This window comes from Paraburkholderia sp. RL17-380-BIE-A, assembly GCF_046028085.1.
In the GTDB taxonomy this organism is placed as follows: domain Bacteria; phylum Pseudomonadota; class Gammaproteobacteria; order Burkholderiales; family Burkholderiaceae; genus Paraburkholderia.
The window spans coordinates 378,574-393,966 of sequence record NZ_JARESQ010000006.1 but is presented as its reverse complement, the minus strand read 5'-3'; the positions used below and the strand labels follow the sequence as shown (position 1 = coordinate 393,966).

Here is a 15,393-nt window from a genome sequence, read left to right as displayed (position 1 = left end):
ACAGACATGACACTGAACACGCAACCGAATCTCGCCCGTCCCGACGATTTCTACGAGGCGTTGATCGATATGCATCGGGATCTGGACGATGCGCAGAGCCAATCGGCCAATGCGCAACTGATCCTGCTGCTCGCCAACCATATCGGCGATCACGCCACGCTGCTCGAAGCGATGCAGCATGCGCGCGAGGGGGTGATCGACGTTTCTTTGGGGCGCGGCGCGCAGTCGCATCCGTTGGCGGCCTGACCCGGCTCTCGTAGAACCCTGGACCCGTACCGGTAACGAAAACCCGCGCGTGGCCGTTCGAGCCACGCGCAATCCACGACGGCAACGCGGCGTGTCGACCACCTCGCCTGCCGTTTCAGTAGCAGACAACAACGCGGCGCAGCAAGACGCCGGACCCAACGGGTCCGTTGGACCCTCACGTTTGGAGATAACCGATGAGCCAACCCCTCGCCCCCGCGCTCGAGCCGGGCGCATCCGCTGCCGCGCACGACGACCTGCTGTATCGCAAGGTTTCGCTACGGATCATTCCGTTTCTGTTTCTCTGTTATGTGGTGTCGTTTCTCGATCGCATCAATATCGGCTTTGCGCAATTGCAGATGAAGCACGATCTCGGCTTCAGCGACGCAATGTACGGGCTTGGCGCTGCGGTCTTCTATGTGGGATACGTGTTGTGCGAAGTGCCGAGCAACATGCTGCTCGCACGCTTCGGCGCACGCCGCACGTTCACGCGGATCATGCTGCTGTGGGGGATTGCGTCGGTCGGCATGATGCTGGTGTCGAAACCCACGCATTTCTATGTGTTGCGCTTCATGCTTGGCGTGTTCGAGGCGGGGTTCTTTCCCGGCATCGTGCTGTATCTCACCTACTGGTATCCGGCGCGGCGGCGCGCGGCCGTGCTGTCGATCTTCTTCGCGGGCGTGGCGGTGGCAGGGGTGCTCGGTGGCCTCGTGTCCGGCTGGATCATGCGTGACATGGGCGGCGTGCTGGGCCTGTTCGGCTGGCAATGGATGTTCGTGATCGAAGGCGCGCCCGCCATCGTGCTCGGCCTGCTTGCCGCGTTCTATCTGGTGGACGGCCCGCAACATGCCGCGTGGCTCACCGCCGCGGAGAAAGCGCAATTGATCGCGCAACGCGACGAAGACCGCCGGCCTGCGGCTGACGCGCATTCGTCACGCTCGTTCACGCAGGCGTTGCGTAATCCGCGGGTGTATCTGTTCGCGTTCGTCTACTTTTCGCTGACCTGCGCCTCGCTCACGCTGAACTTCTGGATGCCGCTGATGATTCGCGACTTCGGGGTGCACGACGTCCTCGCCATCAGCCTGTACACGGTGATTCCCAACGCCATCGGCGCGGTGGGGCTGATTCTGATCGCGCGTCATTCGGATCGCCGTGGTGAACGTCGCCGGCATTTCGCGGTGTGCACGATTGGCGGCGGCGTGGCGCTCTCGTTGCTGACGCTTCATCTGAGCAGCTTTCCCGCGATGCTCGCGATTCTTTCTCTGGCTGCGGTGCTGATCTTCGCGGCCCTGCCGATCTTCTGGACGGTGCCGTCGGGGTATTTGTCCGGCACGGCGGCGGCGGCCGGGATCGCGCTGATCAGCAGCATCGGCATTACGAGCGGTATTGTCAGTCCGTGGGTGATCGGGTTGATCAAGACGCACACCGGCAGCATGGACAACGCGCTGTATGTGCTGACCGCGTTGCTGTTCGTCAGCGGCGTGGCAATGCTGCTCGGCGTGCCGAAGGACGGCAAACGCGCGTGAAGACGCTTACCGGTCCGGACCGGATTATCGGGTAGAGTCGCGAGTATTCTGTTGCGACAGCCCGTAGACCGTCCGAACCTTTGCGATGCATTTCATCGACCCTGTTCCGCTGCCGCACGACGGCCCGTCCGACATTGCAGTGTGGCGGATCGATATCGACTTCGCCGAGTCGCTGAACGCCCCGGTTTTCGCGTCCCTTAGCGACGAAGAACTCACGCGCGCCCGTCGCTTTCGCCGTCATGAAGACGCGTTGCGCTTCGCCACCGTGCGTGCCGCGCTGCGTGAGCAGCTCGCGCGGGGGCTCGGCGTCGCGGCACACGCCGTGCGCTTTGCAGCCGATGCCAACCACCGTCCTCATCTCGCGGAGTCGGATCGCTTCGATTTCAACGTGTCGCATGCGGGCGAGCATGGCCTGATCGCGATCTCGCCGATGCGGCGCGTTGGTGTCGATATCGAGCAGTACAGCGACACATTCGATTGGCATTCGATCGCGGCGCTGACGCTCGATCCGAAAGAAGTCGTATGGATCGAAGGTCTCGACGCGGCTCGGCAAACCGCTGCGTTTTACGATGCATGGGTTGCCAAGGAAGCGCTCGTCAAAACGACGGGCGCGGGCATCACGCGCGGGTTGCAACATCTGACGGTGCTGCCGCGTGAGAGTATGCGCGTGACGCTGCGCAATCAGATTCCCGACGACATGCGTGAAGTCGACGCGCGCTGGCTTGCCGCGCCGGACGGCTACGCCGCGTGCGTCGCCTGGTCGGCGACGGCGTTGCGGCGCTAGAGGCCATAGAGCGGCCCATGCAGCGCGTTACGCGTTTGCTTCCCCAAATACCAATGACTTCGGCCAGCCAAACGTATGTACCTGTGTGAGCGGCTGCGCTAGCGCGACCGCCGCACGAATCTTGCCGGCCATCGGCACATCGAGTACATGCCAGCGGCCATATTCCGCGAGATCGAACGCGCCGGTCGCGGTGGGACTGAACAGCAGTTCGAGATCGATATCGACAGGCGCGTAACGCAACGCACTGCAAAGGCTGCTATAGCGAGCGTTCCGGCGCGATGCTTCCGGCGTCTGATCCGGCGCCGCGCCGGGCGCGGGCACGACGACGCTCAATCCGAGCGTTGTCGCCGCAACACCGATCATGATCCAGATACCGCCGTACGCGATATCGATTGTGATGCCGCGGCCGTCGCGCGGATGGCGCGCGCGCAGTTTCTCGTTGCCGTCGTCGTGTAGATCGACGGCGTGCGGCTCGCTGTCGAACAGGTGAGCGACGATCCACCGCACCACCACGCGCGCGCTGATGAAGCGTTTGCGCAATGCGGCGTTGGGATGCAGTCGCGCGCGCTCGCGCTCGGTCTTGGAAAGCCAGCTATCGCCTTCCTGCACGGGCACCGGTAGCCATTCGCAGCGGAATCGCCACAGATGTAATTCGCCTGCGCGTGGTGCGACGACATTGTGTGGACGGCTACGTGTCAGTGGATGGCACTGGAATGCCGTTGCCGTGGCGATCTCGCGTGCGAGTCGGGCGGCGTGCGCTCTAGGTGTGCCAGCGGCGCCCTCAGCGGTGCGCTCAACTGCGCTTGCAACTGAGCCTTCAATTGCGCCTTCAACGCCGCCTTCAACTGCGCGTGACGCGCCGCTGTCGCGCCCACGCGAGGCCGACAGACAAACCTGGTCCGAGTCCAATGACATAGGCCGGCTTCCTCAATGCATGTACGTGACGCGCCGTGCTTGCACGTCGAGTTCCACACCGGCGTCGAGCAGATCGATGGCGAACCAGCGAATCAACTTCAGAACACCGCTCACCGCGGGCGCCGGCAGCCAGTCGTTCAGCATGCGCAACGCGGCGCCGCTGTGCGTTTTTTGCAGCAGCGCGATGGTTTGCAAAACCACCGCTTCGTCTTTGCCGAGATCGCGGGCGCAGCGGCAGCGCATGTCGAGCGGACGATACGACACGTGCATCAGCGAACGCATCAGCAGATCGAAGTGTTCGATGCCGTCCTGGCGCAAGCCGGCGCCGCTGAGTATGTCGCGCCAGTGCGCATCGCCGCTCGCCGTCTCGCAAGAGGGACGCAGCCAGGTGCGCACGGCGCTCAGGACGGTGCGATCGGGGGCGTCGGCGGAATCGGCCGGATGGTCGTCGATCAGTTCCGGGCGGCCGGTGTGTTGAGAGCGAAAGTTCATCGATGCTCCTGGGTGGACACGGTCCAACGAATCGCGCCGACCAGATGGGACAGACGCCGCGTCGCAGGCCAGCGCATGTCGTGCGACGGATGGGCGATGACGCAGAGACTGCGTCAGAGGTTATGTCGGGTGCCGGCATCAGCTGCTTGGTTCACCTTGAGCCGGCTGGGTTGGATGATGAGCCAAAACACGTCTAAATGCAAATCATTCGCATTTAGACGTGTTGTCAGAGTGACGCACGTCCGGCGCCTGCCGCAACACGTGCGCGGCCATGGCGCAAAAGGTCGATGCCACAACGCAACTAACGGTCAACCCCGCCAGGCGTCCACGGATATGATGGCGAAGTGCCGAATTCAGCCTTTCCGGCATAAACGGCTTGCAGTCTCCTTGCCCACTTCCGCCAGCCAAATGCCGATAAAAACACTCGACGCCGCCTCGACTTCCAAGCCTACCCAGACGGCGCAGCGCCTCCCCACGCTGATGCTTGCCGCCACGCTGTCCCTAGGAAGCGCGATTGCGCTCGGGCTTGCGCGTTTCGCCTACGCGCTGCTGTTGCCGTCGATGAAACTCGACCTCGGCTGGAGCTTCGCGCAAGCCGGCGCGATGAACACGGCTAATGCGTTGGGTTATCTGCTCGGTGCGCTGGCTTTTCCGCGCCTTGCGCGCCGCTGGTCAGCCGGCGCGCTGTTCGGCGGCGGTTGCGTGGCCACGGCGCTTCTAATGGCCGGCAGCGGCCTGGTTGCCGACACGCACTCACTGCTCGCGCTGCGCGTGGTCACCGGCGCGAGCAGTGCGGCGATCTTTATCAGCGGCGGCGTGTTGGCGGCACGGCTTGCGTCGGCGAGACCGCACGACGCGGGGCTTGTCCTCGGCTTGTATTACGGCGGCACGGGGTGGGGCATCGTGGCGTCGTCGGTGCTGGTGCCGCTGACCATTGTCAACGTCGCGCACGGTTGGCAGTTCGCGTGGTTCGCACTCGCGCTCGCGTGCGCGGTGCTCGCCGCGGTGGCCGTCGGTGCGGCGCGAAAAATCGAGAGCGTGCATCCGACGCTGTCTTCAGCTGCGCAGTCACACACGGCCGCCAACGCGCCCCGTTGGCCGCGATTCAGTCTGGCGCTGACGGGATACGGATTGTTCGGCGTCGGCTATATCGGCTACATGACGTTCATCGTCGCGTTGCTGCGCAATGCGGGCATGAGCGCGGCTGTCGTCACGGGCTTCTATCTGCTGCTCGGCGTGGCGACCGTGGTGTCGGCGCGCGTGTGGTCGAGTCTGCTCGACCGTATGCGCGGCGGCCAGGCGCTTGCGGTCCTCAACACATTGCTCGCAGTGGCGACCCTGCTGCCCGCGCTGTTCACGCAGCCTTGGGTGGCGTTCGTATCCGGCGCGCTGTTCGGCGCGACATTCCTTTCGGCCGTGGCGTCGACTACGGCCTTCGTGCGCCACAATCTGCCCGCCAGTCACTGGGCCAAGGGCATTAGCGCGTTCACAATCGTGTTCGCGTTCGGGCAGATCGTCGGGCCGATGGTGATCGGCTGGGTCTCGGACGGCGCGGGCCTCGCGCGCGGGCTGGTGTATTCCGCGCTGTTGCTCGCGGCAGGCGCGGTGCTGGCGGCGTGTCAGAAGCCGCTGCGTTGATTGTGGGTCCGCGCATGCAGGCAAGTGCGCCGCGCGCCCACGTTTCGCTCCTCACACGTCACACCTGCACGGACGGGATGCTCTTCATGCAACGCAAGGCGAACATCGAACGGCTATGACGGATGCCGGCGATCTTGTAGAGCTTCTCGCGCAGAAAACGCTCGTAGCCCGCCGTACCGTCGACCGCCACCTTCACCAGATAGTCGTAGTCGCCCGACACGAGATAAGCCTCGAGCACCTCGGTGAGCGTCGCCAGTTCGGCGCCGAAGCGGGCGAGGGCGTCGTCGTCGTGACGGTCTAAAGTGACTTCGAGCAGGACTACGTCCGCGAAGCCGAGCTTCTGCTGATCGAGCAGGGCGACGTAGCCGCGGATATACCCATCGGTTTCCAACTGACGCGTGCGGTTCCAGCACGCGGTGGTCGACATGCCAACCAGTTCCGCCAGTTCGGCGTTGCTCAGGCGCGCGTTTTTCTGCAACTCGCGCAGGATCTTGCGATCCTGGTTGTCGAGCGGGCGATTTCGGGTGCTCATGGACGATGGCGGAAGATTGTTCATTAAATTTGCATTCTAGCTGAATATCGTCCCGACTCTGACCATAAGCTTCATTGCTTTAAGAAGCCTATCCAGACTGTCTCCGGATATATTTTCAGGGTGCATTCATGCCCGGGACAACCGTCCGAGCCGCGGGCCTCGCGCCCACGGTCTTATGCGGCCAAAAGCTGCCATCCGGGTCTCGCTGTCTTTCACAGGAAGGCGGCACGCGGGCGATCTGCGGCGTTACCCACGTCGGAGGGCGCGCTCGCCGGGCATGAACGCATGTTCCCAACCGACATGCATTGGCTCTCGTGTTTGCACGGAGCGTGGCATCGGCGGCAATTTCTTCTCATCGTCTATGCACGGTTTTACATAGGACGATGCGGCAACGTGCGGCGAATCATTGGGTGGAGCGTGTGCTGGTTAGCATGGGCGCCGCTCTAAACTGAGCGCATCCGCTACAGCGCAGCGCAGTGGCCATCATGGATCGCTTGGAAAAATAGCCACACGTTCTCGCTTGGTTAGCCCGCTTTGACGGGCCCCTTTGCCGCGCTCTGTACCGCAACACTGCGATAGACGTCGCGACAAAATTGCATGCCGTGCTCATGCGTACCGTTCACGGCCGCCGCAATATGCACCGTTCCTTCCACACGCTGGGGCGCCGGCGGATTGACCAATGCGGCGTCGATCGCGAACGGATCGGCCGGCGACGCGCGCATGATGCCGATGCCCCTGATCGTCACCGCAAGGCATGGATCGGATGTTTGCGCGCCGTGGCCGGCCGCCACGTCGAAATTGACGTTGAGCGTCCAGAAGCCCTCATGAATACCCTGATGAATAATGACGGCCTTCACCACGTCCTGGCGTGACAGCGTGTACTCGTTGCTTGCCATCGGTCCCTCCGTGCTCGCACGCTTTCCGGGCATACGTATGCAGATATGGCATCGTGCGTGGACCAGCGAAGATTAGTTTTACGCGCCATTCGCTGCAGTGCAAGCGGAAAGATATGCACGCGCGTGCTCCCGCAAGCGAGCATCGAGCGGACGCACGAAAGGCGACAGCCGAACACCGGCGTCGCCTTTCGTGTCGCAGCCTCAGAGAGGCCGCGCCGCAGTGAAACGAAGCAATGAAACGAAGTTCAGTTCAACTGCGCAAGTGGTGAAATCTCACCAAGGAGTTAATGGAAAATGAGGTACAGGATGACCAGTACGATCAACGGAACGCCAAGCAGCCAGCCGAGAAGATAAGGCATGGTGTGATCTCCTTTCGTATCGAGGTTTGAATACGAAAGTGATTGAGCATCCGGCGTGCCTGACGTGCGACGTTCTCTTACGTGACGCTCTCGCGGTCATCTCAGGGCAAATTTTCCCGCAGAACAATGCTGAATTGCACAGGCTTCACGTCGCTCAATGCATCGCGCTTCTCGCGCACGTTGCGGAAAATGCGCAGACAATTCCCCACCATGGCCTGCGGCGTTTGCGTGATCAACGCGTCCATGGTGCCGTCGATCAACAAGGCTCGCGTGTCGGGCGTCAAGCCATGACCGACGAACAGAATCTTCTGTTCCGAACGCGCTTCGACAATCGCGCGCGCCACGCCATCCGATCCGCCGCCGCTGTTGTAAATGCCGGCCAGATCCGGATGCTGCTCCAGTAGCTTGCGCGTCTGCATATAGTTGCGCTCGCTATCATCGTGTCCTTCACGCAATCCAATTACGCGCACTTGTGGGAACGTCGATTCGATCAAATGGAGAAAGCCGATCTCGCGTTCCTCATGTCCACGATAGTTGAGGCTGCCCGCGAGCATCGCGATCTTTCCGCTCGGCCGCGGACCCATGAAGCGTCCGAGCAGTAGCGCAGCCGTCCGCCCGGCCGCACGATTGTCGATACCCACATAAGCCAGCCGCCGCGCATTCGATAAATCCGAAATCAACGTGATGGCCGGCACGCCCTGGTCGGCCAATGCATTCACGGCATCGCGCACAACGGGATGTTCGAGCGCCATGAACACCACGCCGTCCGCACGCTGTCCGTAATGCAACAGACGGTCGGCCAGTTCCTTCGGGTTGAAACTCTCGACGTAGTGCACGCGGCACTTCATATCCAACGCGTTCCACTGATCGTGAGCGAAGTCGATGTAGTCGCCGAGCATGCGCAAATAGCGATTGGTGCCGGCGGGCAGCAGGAACGCAATGCGCATCGGCTTCGAGGCGGACGCGGTAGGCGCCTGAGGCGTGAGCAGATAGCCGAGTTGGGCGGCCGCTTGCAGCACGCGTTGCGCCGTCACGGCACGCACGCCTTCGCGGCCATTGAGCACGCGATCCACTGTGGCGGTCGAAACGCCGGCGGCGCGCGCAATGTCGGGAATGCGCGCGCGCGCAGCGGCGCTGAGGTGAACCGTTTCGGACATAGCAGTCCTTCACAGAAAGGAAGTCCATCAAAAACCATCAAGTTCGCGGTTTGACAGCGCTTGCCGCGCACGCCTAGTCTTGCAGCTATCACGCGACGACTCAACACCGGCGACTGGAAATCAAGGCGTAAGAGCGGGCGATGATGGTTTTTGATGGATTCGACGTTCACATCAATTATAAGCAAGGAGACGCTCAAATGACCAACCTCGCGAGACGCACCCTGCTGCGTGCGGCGGCCGCCGTGCCGGTAGCCGGCGCCCTGGGCTTTCCGGCGATCGTGCGCGCGGCGTCCGGCCCGGAGTTCGTGTTCAAGTACGGCAACAACCTGCCGCTCACGCATCCGTTGAACGTGCGCTCGCAGGAAGCGGCCAACCAGATCAAAGAGGCGTCGAAAGGGCGCATGGAGATCCGGATATTCCCTAACAACCAGTTGGGCGGCGACACCGACATGCTCGCGCAGGTGCGCAGCGGCGGCATCGAAATGTTCACGCCGTCGGCGCTGGTGGTATCGACGCTTGCGCCATCGGTTGCAATCAACGCGGTCGGCTTCGCGTTCAGCGACTACAACCAGGTGTGGGGCGCCATGGACGGCAAGCTCGGCGCGTACGTGCGCGCGGCGATGCAGAAGGCCGGTCTCGAATCGTTCGAAAAGATGTGGGACAACGGTTTTCGTCAGACCACTACCAGCAATGGCCCGATCACGAGCGCGCAGACCATGCGCGGTCTGAAGATTCGCGTGCCGGTGAGTCCGCTCAGCATCGATATGTTCAAAGGACTCGGCGCCGCGCCGACGAGCCTGCAATTCAGCGAGGTCTATTCGTCGCTGCAAACGCATATTGTCGATGCCCAGGAGAATCCGCTGCCGATCGTGCAGGTCGCCAAGCTCTACGAGGTGCAGAAGTACTGTTCGCTGACCAATCACATGTGGGACGGCTACTGGTTCGTGCTGAACCCGCGCGCGTGGCAACGCTTGCCCAAGGATCTGCAGGGCATTGCCAGCGACGCGTTCAACCAGTCGGCGCTCAGGCAGCGTGAGGACGTGCGCAAGCTGAACGACGCGGCAGTCGCGGATCTGCAAAGCAAGGGGCTCTCGATCAACCGTCCTGCGCCGGATACGTTTCGCGCGGCGTTGCGCCAGGCGGGTTTCTACGCGGAATGGAAAAGCAAGTTCGGCAATCAGGCGTGGGACCTGCTCGAACAGTCAGTCGGCAAGCTGGCCTGACCGTGCTGCATACGGGTGAGGCTGAGACGAAGCGCGGCGAGCCGCCGCGAGGAGGCAGCAGGATGTCGAATCACGCATTGAATCCGGCGGAAGCGGGAGTGCCGTTGCACACCGCGAGCATGCCGCGCCGCTGGCTGAGGAGTTTCGATCGCGGTCTGATCGCGCTCGTCGAAGTGTGCGCGGCGGCGCTGCTCGCCATGGAGATCGTCGTGATGCTGGCGGGCGTGGTGTGTCGTTATGCGCTGCACCAGCCGCTCGTATGGTCCGATGAACTGGCGGGCATTCTGTTCCTGTGGCTCGCCATGCTCGGCGCGGTGCTCGCGTTGCGGCGCGGCGAGCATATGCGCATGACCGCGCTGGTCAGCCGGCTGTCGGCGCCGCGTCGCGCGTTGGTCGATACGCTGGCGATCGCCGCGTCGATCGCGTTGCTCGCGCTGTTGATCGCTCCTGCGTACGACTATGCCTCCGGCGAGGCGGCGATCGTGACGCCCGCCTTGCAGATCAGCAATGCGTGGCGGGCGCTCGCGTTGCCGATCGGCGCCGCGCTCATGCTGCTGGTCGGGCTGATCCGGCTGGCCCAGGTGAGCCGCGTGCGCGACGTCGTGATCGCGCTCGGGATCACCGCCGTACTTGGCGCAGTGGTCGTGTTCGCCGGGCCGTGGTTTCAAACGCTCGGCAAGACCAATCTCGTGATCTTTTTTGTCGGCGTCGTGGCGGTCGGGATTTTTTCGGGCGTGCCGATCGGGTTTTCGTTTGCGCTCGCCACGTTCGGTTATCTGGGCCTCTCGACCTTTACGCCGCTCGAAGTCGTGGTCGGGCGCATGGACGAAGGCATGTCGCATCTCGTGTTGCTGGCGGTGCCGCTCTTCGTCTTTCTCGGCCTGCTGATCGAGATGACCGGCATGGCGCGCGCGATGATCGAGTTTCTCGCGAGCCTCGTCGGCCATGTGCATGGCGGCCTGTCGTTCGTGCTGATCGGCGCCATGTACCTGGTGTCGGGCATCTCCGGTTCGAAAGTGGCGGACATGGCGGCGATTGCGCCGGTGCTGTTCCCGGAGATGAAAAAACGCGGCGCTTCCGAAGGCGATCTGGTTGCGCTGCTCGCCACGACCGGCGCACAAAGCGAAACCATTCCGCCGAGCATTGTGCTGATCACGATCGGTTCGGTGACGGGCCTGTCGATCTCCGCGCTCTTCACGGCGGGCATGCTGCCAGGCGCGGTGCTCGCGCTGATTCTGTGTGCGGTGGTGTGGTGGCGCTATCGCAAGGAAGACCTGAGCGGCGCGCAACGTTTCAGCAAGCGGCAGATCGGGCGTCTGTTCATCGTGTCGCTGCCTGCGCTCGCGCTGCCGTTTGTGATTCGCATGGCCGTGGTCGAAGGCGTGGCGACGGCGACCGAGGTGTCGACCATCGGCATTGCGTATTCGATGCTGATCGGCCTGCTGGTGTATCGCCGCTTCGACTGGCGGCGGCTTGGCCGCATGCTGGTGGATGCGGCGACGTTGTCGGGTGCGATTCTTTTCATCATCGGCTGTGCCACTGCCATGGCGTGGGCGCTTACGCAGTCCGGCTTTTCGCAGGATCTCGCGCAAGTCATGGGCTCGATGCCTGGCGGCGCATATGGTTTTCTCGCGGTGTCGATCGTCGTGTTCGTGATGCTCGGCAGCGTGCTCGAAGGAATTCCGGCGATCGTGCTGTTCGGACCGCTGCTGTTTCCGATCGCGCGGCTCGCGGGTGTGCATGAAGTGCATTACGCGATCGTCGTGATTCTCTCGATGGGTGTGGGCCTCTTTTCGCCACCGTTCGGCGTCGGCTACTACTCGGCGTGCGCGATCAGCAAGGTCAATCCCGACGCGGGAATTCGGCCGATTGTCGGCTATATGGGCGCGTTGCTCGTCGGCCTGATCGTGGTCGCGGCAATTCCCTGGATTTCGATCGGGTTTCTCTAAGCGGGTCTCTCAGGTTTCTTAACAGGTTCGACCTTCGGGCGCCGCGTTTTCGCCGCGCCGGGGCGTCGCTCGTCTTTCAACCCCGCAGCATCGGGAGAGTTTCATGAGTCGTTTCTTTGGCGAAATCCGGCAGGCAGGTTACGTGGTGCGGGATATCGAAACCGCGATGGACTATTGGAGCCGCGTGCTCGGCGTCGGTCCGTGGTTTTATAACGAACGCGTGCCGATCGAAAACTATACGTACCGTGGGCAAACGTACGAGGTGCATAACTCGGTTGCGCTGGCGAACTCGGGACCGTTGCAGGTCGAACTGATCCAGACGCGTAACGACGCACCGTCGATGTATCGCGACTTTCTCGCCGCGGGCCATACGGGCTTGCAGCACAACGCGTACTGGACCACCTCGTTCGACGCCGATCTCGCGCGCCTGCAGGCCCAAGGTTTCAAAGTCGCGATGAGCGGCGAAGTGGGGCGCAACGGGCGCTTTGTCTACTTCGACACGGAGAATCATCCCGGTACGGTGATCGAGTTGTCCGAGATCGCCGGGCCGAAAGGCAAGCTCTTCGACATGATCTACAAGGCGTCGCTCGACTGGGACGGCCGCGAGCCGGTGCGCCGCTTTCCTGATCTGGGCACGCTATGAACGCGGCGCCGCAACCACAGACCGTCGACGAAGACACGCTCGAAGCCGACTATCTGATCGAGACGCCGCTCGACCCTCGGCGCGTCGCGGACGTCATGGCCGGCGAACAGTCGAGCGGCACGTTCGTGCGTGTCGCCAACGAATCGGATGCGCTGCGCGCACGCAGCCGCGCGAGCGTGCTGCGCGTCGAAGAACTCGAGGCGGCGGCGCAGCCCAGCTTGCCGAATGCATGGCTCGCGCGTCAGGGCACGCCGGGGCCGTGGCGGCGCGCGCGCATCACGCTGTCGTTTCCGCTCGCCAATATCGACGCGAATCTGCCCACGTTGGCGGCGACCGTGGCCGGCAATCTATACGACCTCGGCGAGGTGACGGGCATGCGGCTGCTCTCGCTACGTTTGCCGGCTTCGTATCGTGCGCGTTTCGAGTGGCCACGACATGGCGTGGCCGGCACGCGCGCGCTGACGCAAGTGAAGGACCGGCCGATGATCGGCACCATCATCAAGCCAAATGTCGGCCTGAGCGCGGCGGAAACGGCGGCGCTGGTGCGCGATCTGTGCGAGGCGGGCGTCGATTTCATCAAGGACGACGAGGTGTGCGCAGATCCCGCGCATGCGCCGCTTGCGGAGCGCGTGCGGGCAGTGATGTCCGAAGTGCGCCGCTACCGTGAACGCAGCGGCCGGCCCGTGATGGTCGCGTTCAATATCACCGACGACCTCGACGCCATGCGTCGCCACGCGGAACTGGTCGAACGCGAGGGCGGCAGTTGCGTGATGGCGAGCATCAACTGGTGCGGCTTTTCCGCGATCCAGACGCTGCGCCGCGCGACCCCGCTGGTGCTTCACGCGCACCGCAACGGCTACGGCATGTTGTCGCGCGATCCGGCGCTCGGCATGTCGTTTCAGGCTTATCAGACGCTGTGGCGCTTGAGCGGCGTCGATCATATGCACGTGCACGGTCTGGCCGGAAAATTCGCCCAGAGCGACGCCGAAGTGATCGAGTCGGCGCGCGATTGCGCGACACCGCTCGCCGCCGGTCGCGACGATGCGGTGCTGCCGGCGTTTTCGTCTGGGCAGTGGGCCGGCACCGTGCAGGCGACCTTCGAGGCGGTGCGCTCGACCGACTTGTTGTTCATGTCGGGCGGCGGCATTCTCGCGCATCCGGACGGCCCCGCTGCGGGCGTCACGAGCGTGCGCCAGGCGTGGGCGGCGGTGCAGGCCGGCACGCCGCTGCCGGAGTACGCCGAGCACATGCCGGAACTACGGCGCGCGCTGGCGTTTTTCGGCAGCCGCACGTGACCACTGCACGCGACACGGAACGAACGATGAGCACTGTGCGCGACAGATCCAGCGACGCTCCCGCCTACGCCTTCTACGGCGACGACTTCACCGGCGCGACCGACACGCTGGCTCATCTCGCTCGCGCGGGTTTGCGCACCATGCTGTTCTTCGCGCCGCCGGATGCCGCGCGTCTTTCGACGCTCGGCCGGCTCGATGCAATTGGCGTGGCGGGCGCCGCTCGGAGCATGGCACCCGCTGCGCAGCGGCAGGAGCTCGAGCAAGTCGGCGCCGCTTTTGCGGAACTCGGCGTGCGGGTGATGCACTACAAAGTGTGTTCGACGTTCGATAGCGCGCCGGAGACCGGCAGTATCGGCGTGGCGCTGCGCACGTTGCGCGCGTATTGTGCGAACGAACTCGTCGCGGTGATCGGCGGTCAGCCGAATTTGCGCCGCTATTGCGTGTTCGGCGAACTATTCGCGGCAGCCGGTGCGACCGATAGCGCGCAGACGGTCTATCGCATCGACCGTCATCCGACTATGAGCCGGCACCCCGTCACGCCGATGAACGAAGCGGACTTGCGCGTGCATCTTCAGCGTCAGGGTGTGGACAATGTGCAATTGATCGACTGGCGCTGCTATGCCGGCGGCGACGCCGGGCTCGAAGCGCAAGTCCAGCGCCGGCTCGATTCGAAACCCGACGCGTTGCTGTTCGACGTGCTCGATGATTCGCATCTGCAAGCGCTAGGCCGGCTCATCGCGCGTCATGCCGCGAGATCGGCGCCTTTGCTCGCGATCGGCGCGAGCAGCGTCGCGCAGGCGTACGCGTTAGCGCGTGAGACCGGCGCCGAACTTGCCGCGGCGCAAACCCGAAGCGCGCCGCTGTTGACCCGTGCGCGCGGACCCGTTTTCGTGCTGGCGGGCAGTCTGTCGCCGTTGACCGAGGTGCAGATCCGAGCGGCGCAATCCTATCTGCGCGTGGAACTGGACCCCTTGCAAATGACGGGCGACGCGGCGAGCGACTATCTGGCCGGCCGGTTGGCGGCGATCACCGGCCCGTTGCGCGACGGACGCAACGTACTTGCGTTCACAAGGCGCCAACCGTCGGGCGAAGGCGGCGCGCTGCCGGCACTCGCGCACGCGTGCGCGTCACTGTTGCAACAGGTGCTCGGTGCCGTGCGCTTGCACCGCATCGGCATTGCGGGCGGCGACACGTCGAGTCTTGCCGTGCGCGCGCTCGGCGCATGGGGACTGTCGTATATCGCACCGTTATCGGCGGGCGTCACGGTGTGCCGTCTTCACGCCGATCGCGCGGAACTCGATGGCATGGAGATCATGCTCAAGGGCGGGCAGATGGGCGATACGGATCTCTTCGAACAACTGCTCACGGGCAACGGCTAACCGTTGTCCCCGAAGCCCGGATACAGCGTCATGCCGCCGTCGACGAGCAACGTCGTGCCGATCACGTAGTCGCTTTCATCCGAGGCGAGCCAGATTGCGGCCCTGCCGATATCCTCCGTTGCGCTCGGCCGCCTCGGCATGCGAGTGATAGTTCACGACGACGGCCGCGCCTGCGTCCGCAAGCGCTTTGGCGACACCGTAGCCAATGCCCGAACTGGCGCCTGTGACGAGAGCAACCTGATTCGCGAGTAATTTTTCCATCGTGTCCCCCCGGCGTGACAAGTTGGGATGTGAGTCGACCGGCGACAAGGAAAGGCCGCCGGATATCCATGCAGCGAACTGCAGAGATATCCGGCGGCCTT

At 63.6% G+C, this 15,393-nt stretch carries 15 protein-coding genes and 1 pseudogene; 9 read left to right on the top strand and 7 right to left on the bottom strand.

The features are described 5' to 3' along the window. The first annotated feature begins 6 nt into the window (after window positions 1-6). The 3 genes from P0D68_RS13365 to P0D68_RS13355 all read left to right on the top strand — a co-directional run bounded on the left by P0D68_RS13365 (window position 7) and on the right by P0D68_RS13355 (window position 2,553). Window positions 7-246, top strand: a complete 240-nt coding sequence (locus P0D68_RS13365) for a DUF2783 domain-containing protein (RefSeq protein WP_408186336.1) — start codon at window positions 7-9, stop codon at window positions 244-246. A gap of 194 nt (window positions 247-440) precedes the next feature. Then, complete coding sequence (locus tag P0D68_RS13360) at window positions 441-1,769, top strand: MFS transporter (protein WP_408294296.1); 1,329 nt, start codon at window positions 441-443, stop codon at window positions 1,767-1,769. Between the two features lie 85 nt (window positions 1,770-1,854). Beyond that, window positions 1,855-2,553 carry a 4'-phosphopantetheinyl transferase family protein gene (locus P0D68_RS13355; RefSeq protein ID WP_408294293.1) on the top strand — a complete coding sequence of 233 codons (699 nt, stop codon included), beginning with the start codon at window positions 1,855-1,857 and terminating at the stop codon, window positions 2,551-2,553. Window positions 2,554-2,580: 27 nt separating this feature from the next. Here P0D68_RS13355 and P0D68_RS13350 read toward each other — a convergent pair whose 3' ends face one another. Both P0D68_RS13350 and P0D68_RS13345 read right to left on the bottom strand, forming a co-directional pair. Continuing rightward, a complete protein-coding gene (locus tag P0D68_RS13350) occupies window positions 2,581-3,168 on the bottom strand; it encodes a 4'-phosphopantetheinyl transferase family protein (protein WP_408468508.1) in 588 nt (195 codons plus the stop codon). Window positions 3,169-3,480: 312 nt separating this feature from the next. Next, window positions 3,481-3,960, bottom strand: a complete 480-nt coding sequence (locus P0D68_RS13345; RefSeq protein WP_408294287.1) for a hypothetical protein — start codon at window positions 3,958-3,960, stop codon at window positions 3,481-3,483. Window positions 3,961-4,368: 408 nt separating this feature from the next. On the opposite strand from P0D68_RS13345, the gene P0D68_RS13340 reads away from it, so the two are divergent. Further along, complete coding sequence (locus tag P0D68_RS13340) at window positions 4,369-5,598, top strand: YbfB/YjiJ family MFS transporter (RefSeq protein WP_408294284.1); 1,230 nt, start codon at window positions 4,369-4,371, stop codon at window positions 5,596-5,598. 58 nt (window positions 5,599-5,656) lie between these two features. On the opposite strand, the gene P0D68_RS13335 is transcribed toward P0D68_RS13340, so the two are convergent. The 3 genes from P0D68_RS13335 to P0D68_RS13325 all read right to left on the bottom strand — a co-directional run bounded on the left by P0D68_RS13335 (window position 5,657) and on the right by P0D68_RS13325 (window position 8,542). Next, window positions 5,657-6,130, bottom strand: coding sequence for an Lrp/AsnC family transcriptional regulator (locus P0D68_RS13335; protein WP_091806127.1), 474 nt, complete (start codon window positions 6,128-6,130; stop codon window positions 5,657-5,659). Between the two features lie 524 nt (window positions 6,131-6,654). Next, window positions 6,655-7,026 carry a hypothetical protein gene (locus P0D68_RS13330; protein ID WP_408294281.1) on the bottom strand — a complete coding sequence of 124 codons (372 nt, stop codon included), beginning with the start codon at window positions 7,024-7,026 and terminating at the stop codon, window positions 6,655-6,657. Between the two features lie 460 nt (window positions 7,027-7,486). Further along, on the bottom strand, window positions 7,487-8,542 hold the full coding sequence (locus P0D68_RS13325) for a LacI family DNA-binding transcriptional regulator (RefSeq protein WP_408294278.1): 1,056 nt from the start codon (window positions 8,540-8,542) through the stop codon (window positions 7,487-7,489). A gap of 197 nt (window positions 8,543-8,739) precedes the next feature. Between P0D68_RS13325 and P0D68_RS13320 the strand changes: the two genes are divergently transcribed. The 5 genes from P0D68_RS13320 (at window position 8,740) to P0D68_RS13300 (ending at window position 15,031) form a co-directional block, all read left to right on the top strand. Continuing rightward, the gene (locus P0D68_RS13320) at window positions 8,740-9,765 is read left to right on the top strand and encodes a TRAP transporter substrate-binding protein (RefSeq protein WP_091806136.1); all 1,026 of its coding nucleotides are present in this window, start codon (window positions 8,740-8,742) and stop codon (window positions 9,763-9,765) included. A 62-nt stretch (window positions 9,766-9,827) separates the two neighbouring features. Continuing rightward, the gene (locus P0D68_RS13315; RefSeq protein ID WP_091806139.1) at window positions 9,828-11,714 is read left to right on the top strand and encodes a TRAP transporter large permease; all 1,887 of its coding nucleotides are present in this window, start codon (window positions 9,828-9,830) and stop codon (window positions 11,712-11,714) included. Window positions 11,715-11,817: 103 nt separating this feature from the next. Then, entirely contained in the window at window positions 11,818-12,357 is a 540-nt protein-coding gene (locus tag P0D68_RS13310) for a VOC family protein (protein ID WP_408294274.1), read from the top strand. Then, on the top strand, window positions 12,354-13,652 hold the full coding sequence (locus tag P0D68_RS13305; protein ID WP_408294271.1) for a ribulose-bisphosphate carboxylase large subunit family protein: 1,299 nt from the start codon (window positions 12,354-12,356) through the stop codon (window positions 13,650-13,652). The genes P0D68_RS13310 and P0D68_RS13305 overlap by 4 nt, the downstream gene beginning before the upstream one ends. 26 nt (window positions 13,653-13,678) lie before the next feature. Continuing rightward, window positions 13,679-15,031 carry a four-carbon acid sugar kinase family protein gene (locus P0D68_RS13300; RefSeq protein ID WP_408294268.1) on the top strand — a complete coding sequence of 451 codons (1,353 nt, stop codon included), beginning with the start codon at window positions 13,679-13,681 and terminating at the stop codon, window positions 15,029-15,031. On the opposite strand, the gene P0D68_RS13295 is transcribed toward P0D68_RS13300, so the two are convergent. Beyond that, window positions 15,028-15,171: an SDR family oxidoreductase gene (locus P0D68_RS13295; RefSeq protein WP_408294265.1), complete on the bottom strand. Its 144-nt coding sequence runs from the start codon at window positions 15,169-15,171 to the stop codon at window positions 15,028-15,030. The genes P0D68_RS13300 and P0D68_RS13295 overlap by 4 nt on opposite strands. Then, window positions 15,152-15,292: pseudogene (locus P0D68_RS13290) on the bottom strand (SDR family NAD(P)-dependent oxidoreductase); the annotation flags it as partial. The gene P0D68_RS13295 and the pseudogene P0D68_RS13290, both read right to left, overlap by 20 nt. Between the last annotated feature and the right edge of the window lie 101 nt (window positions 15,293-15,393).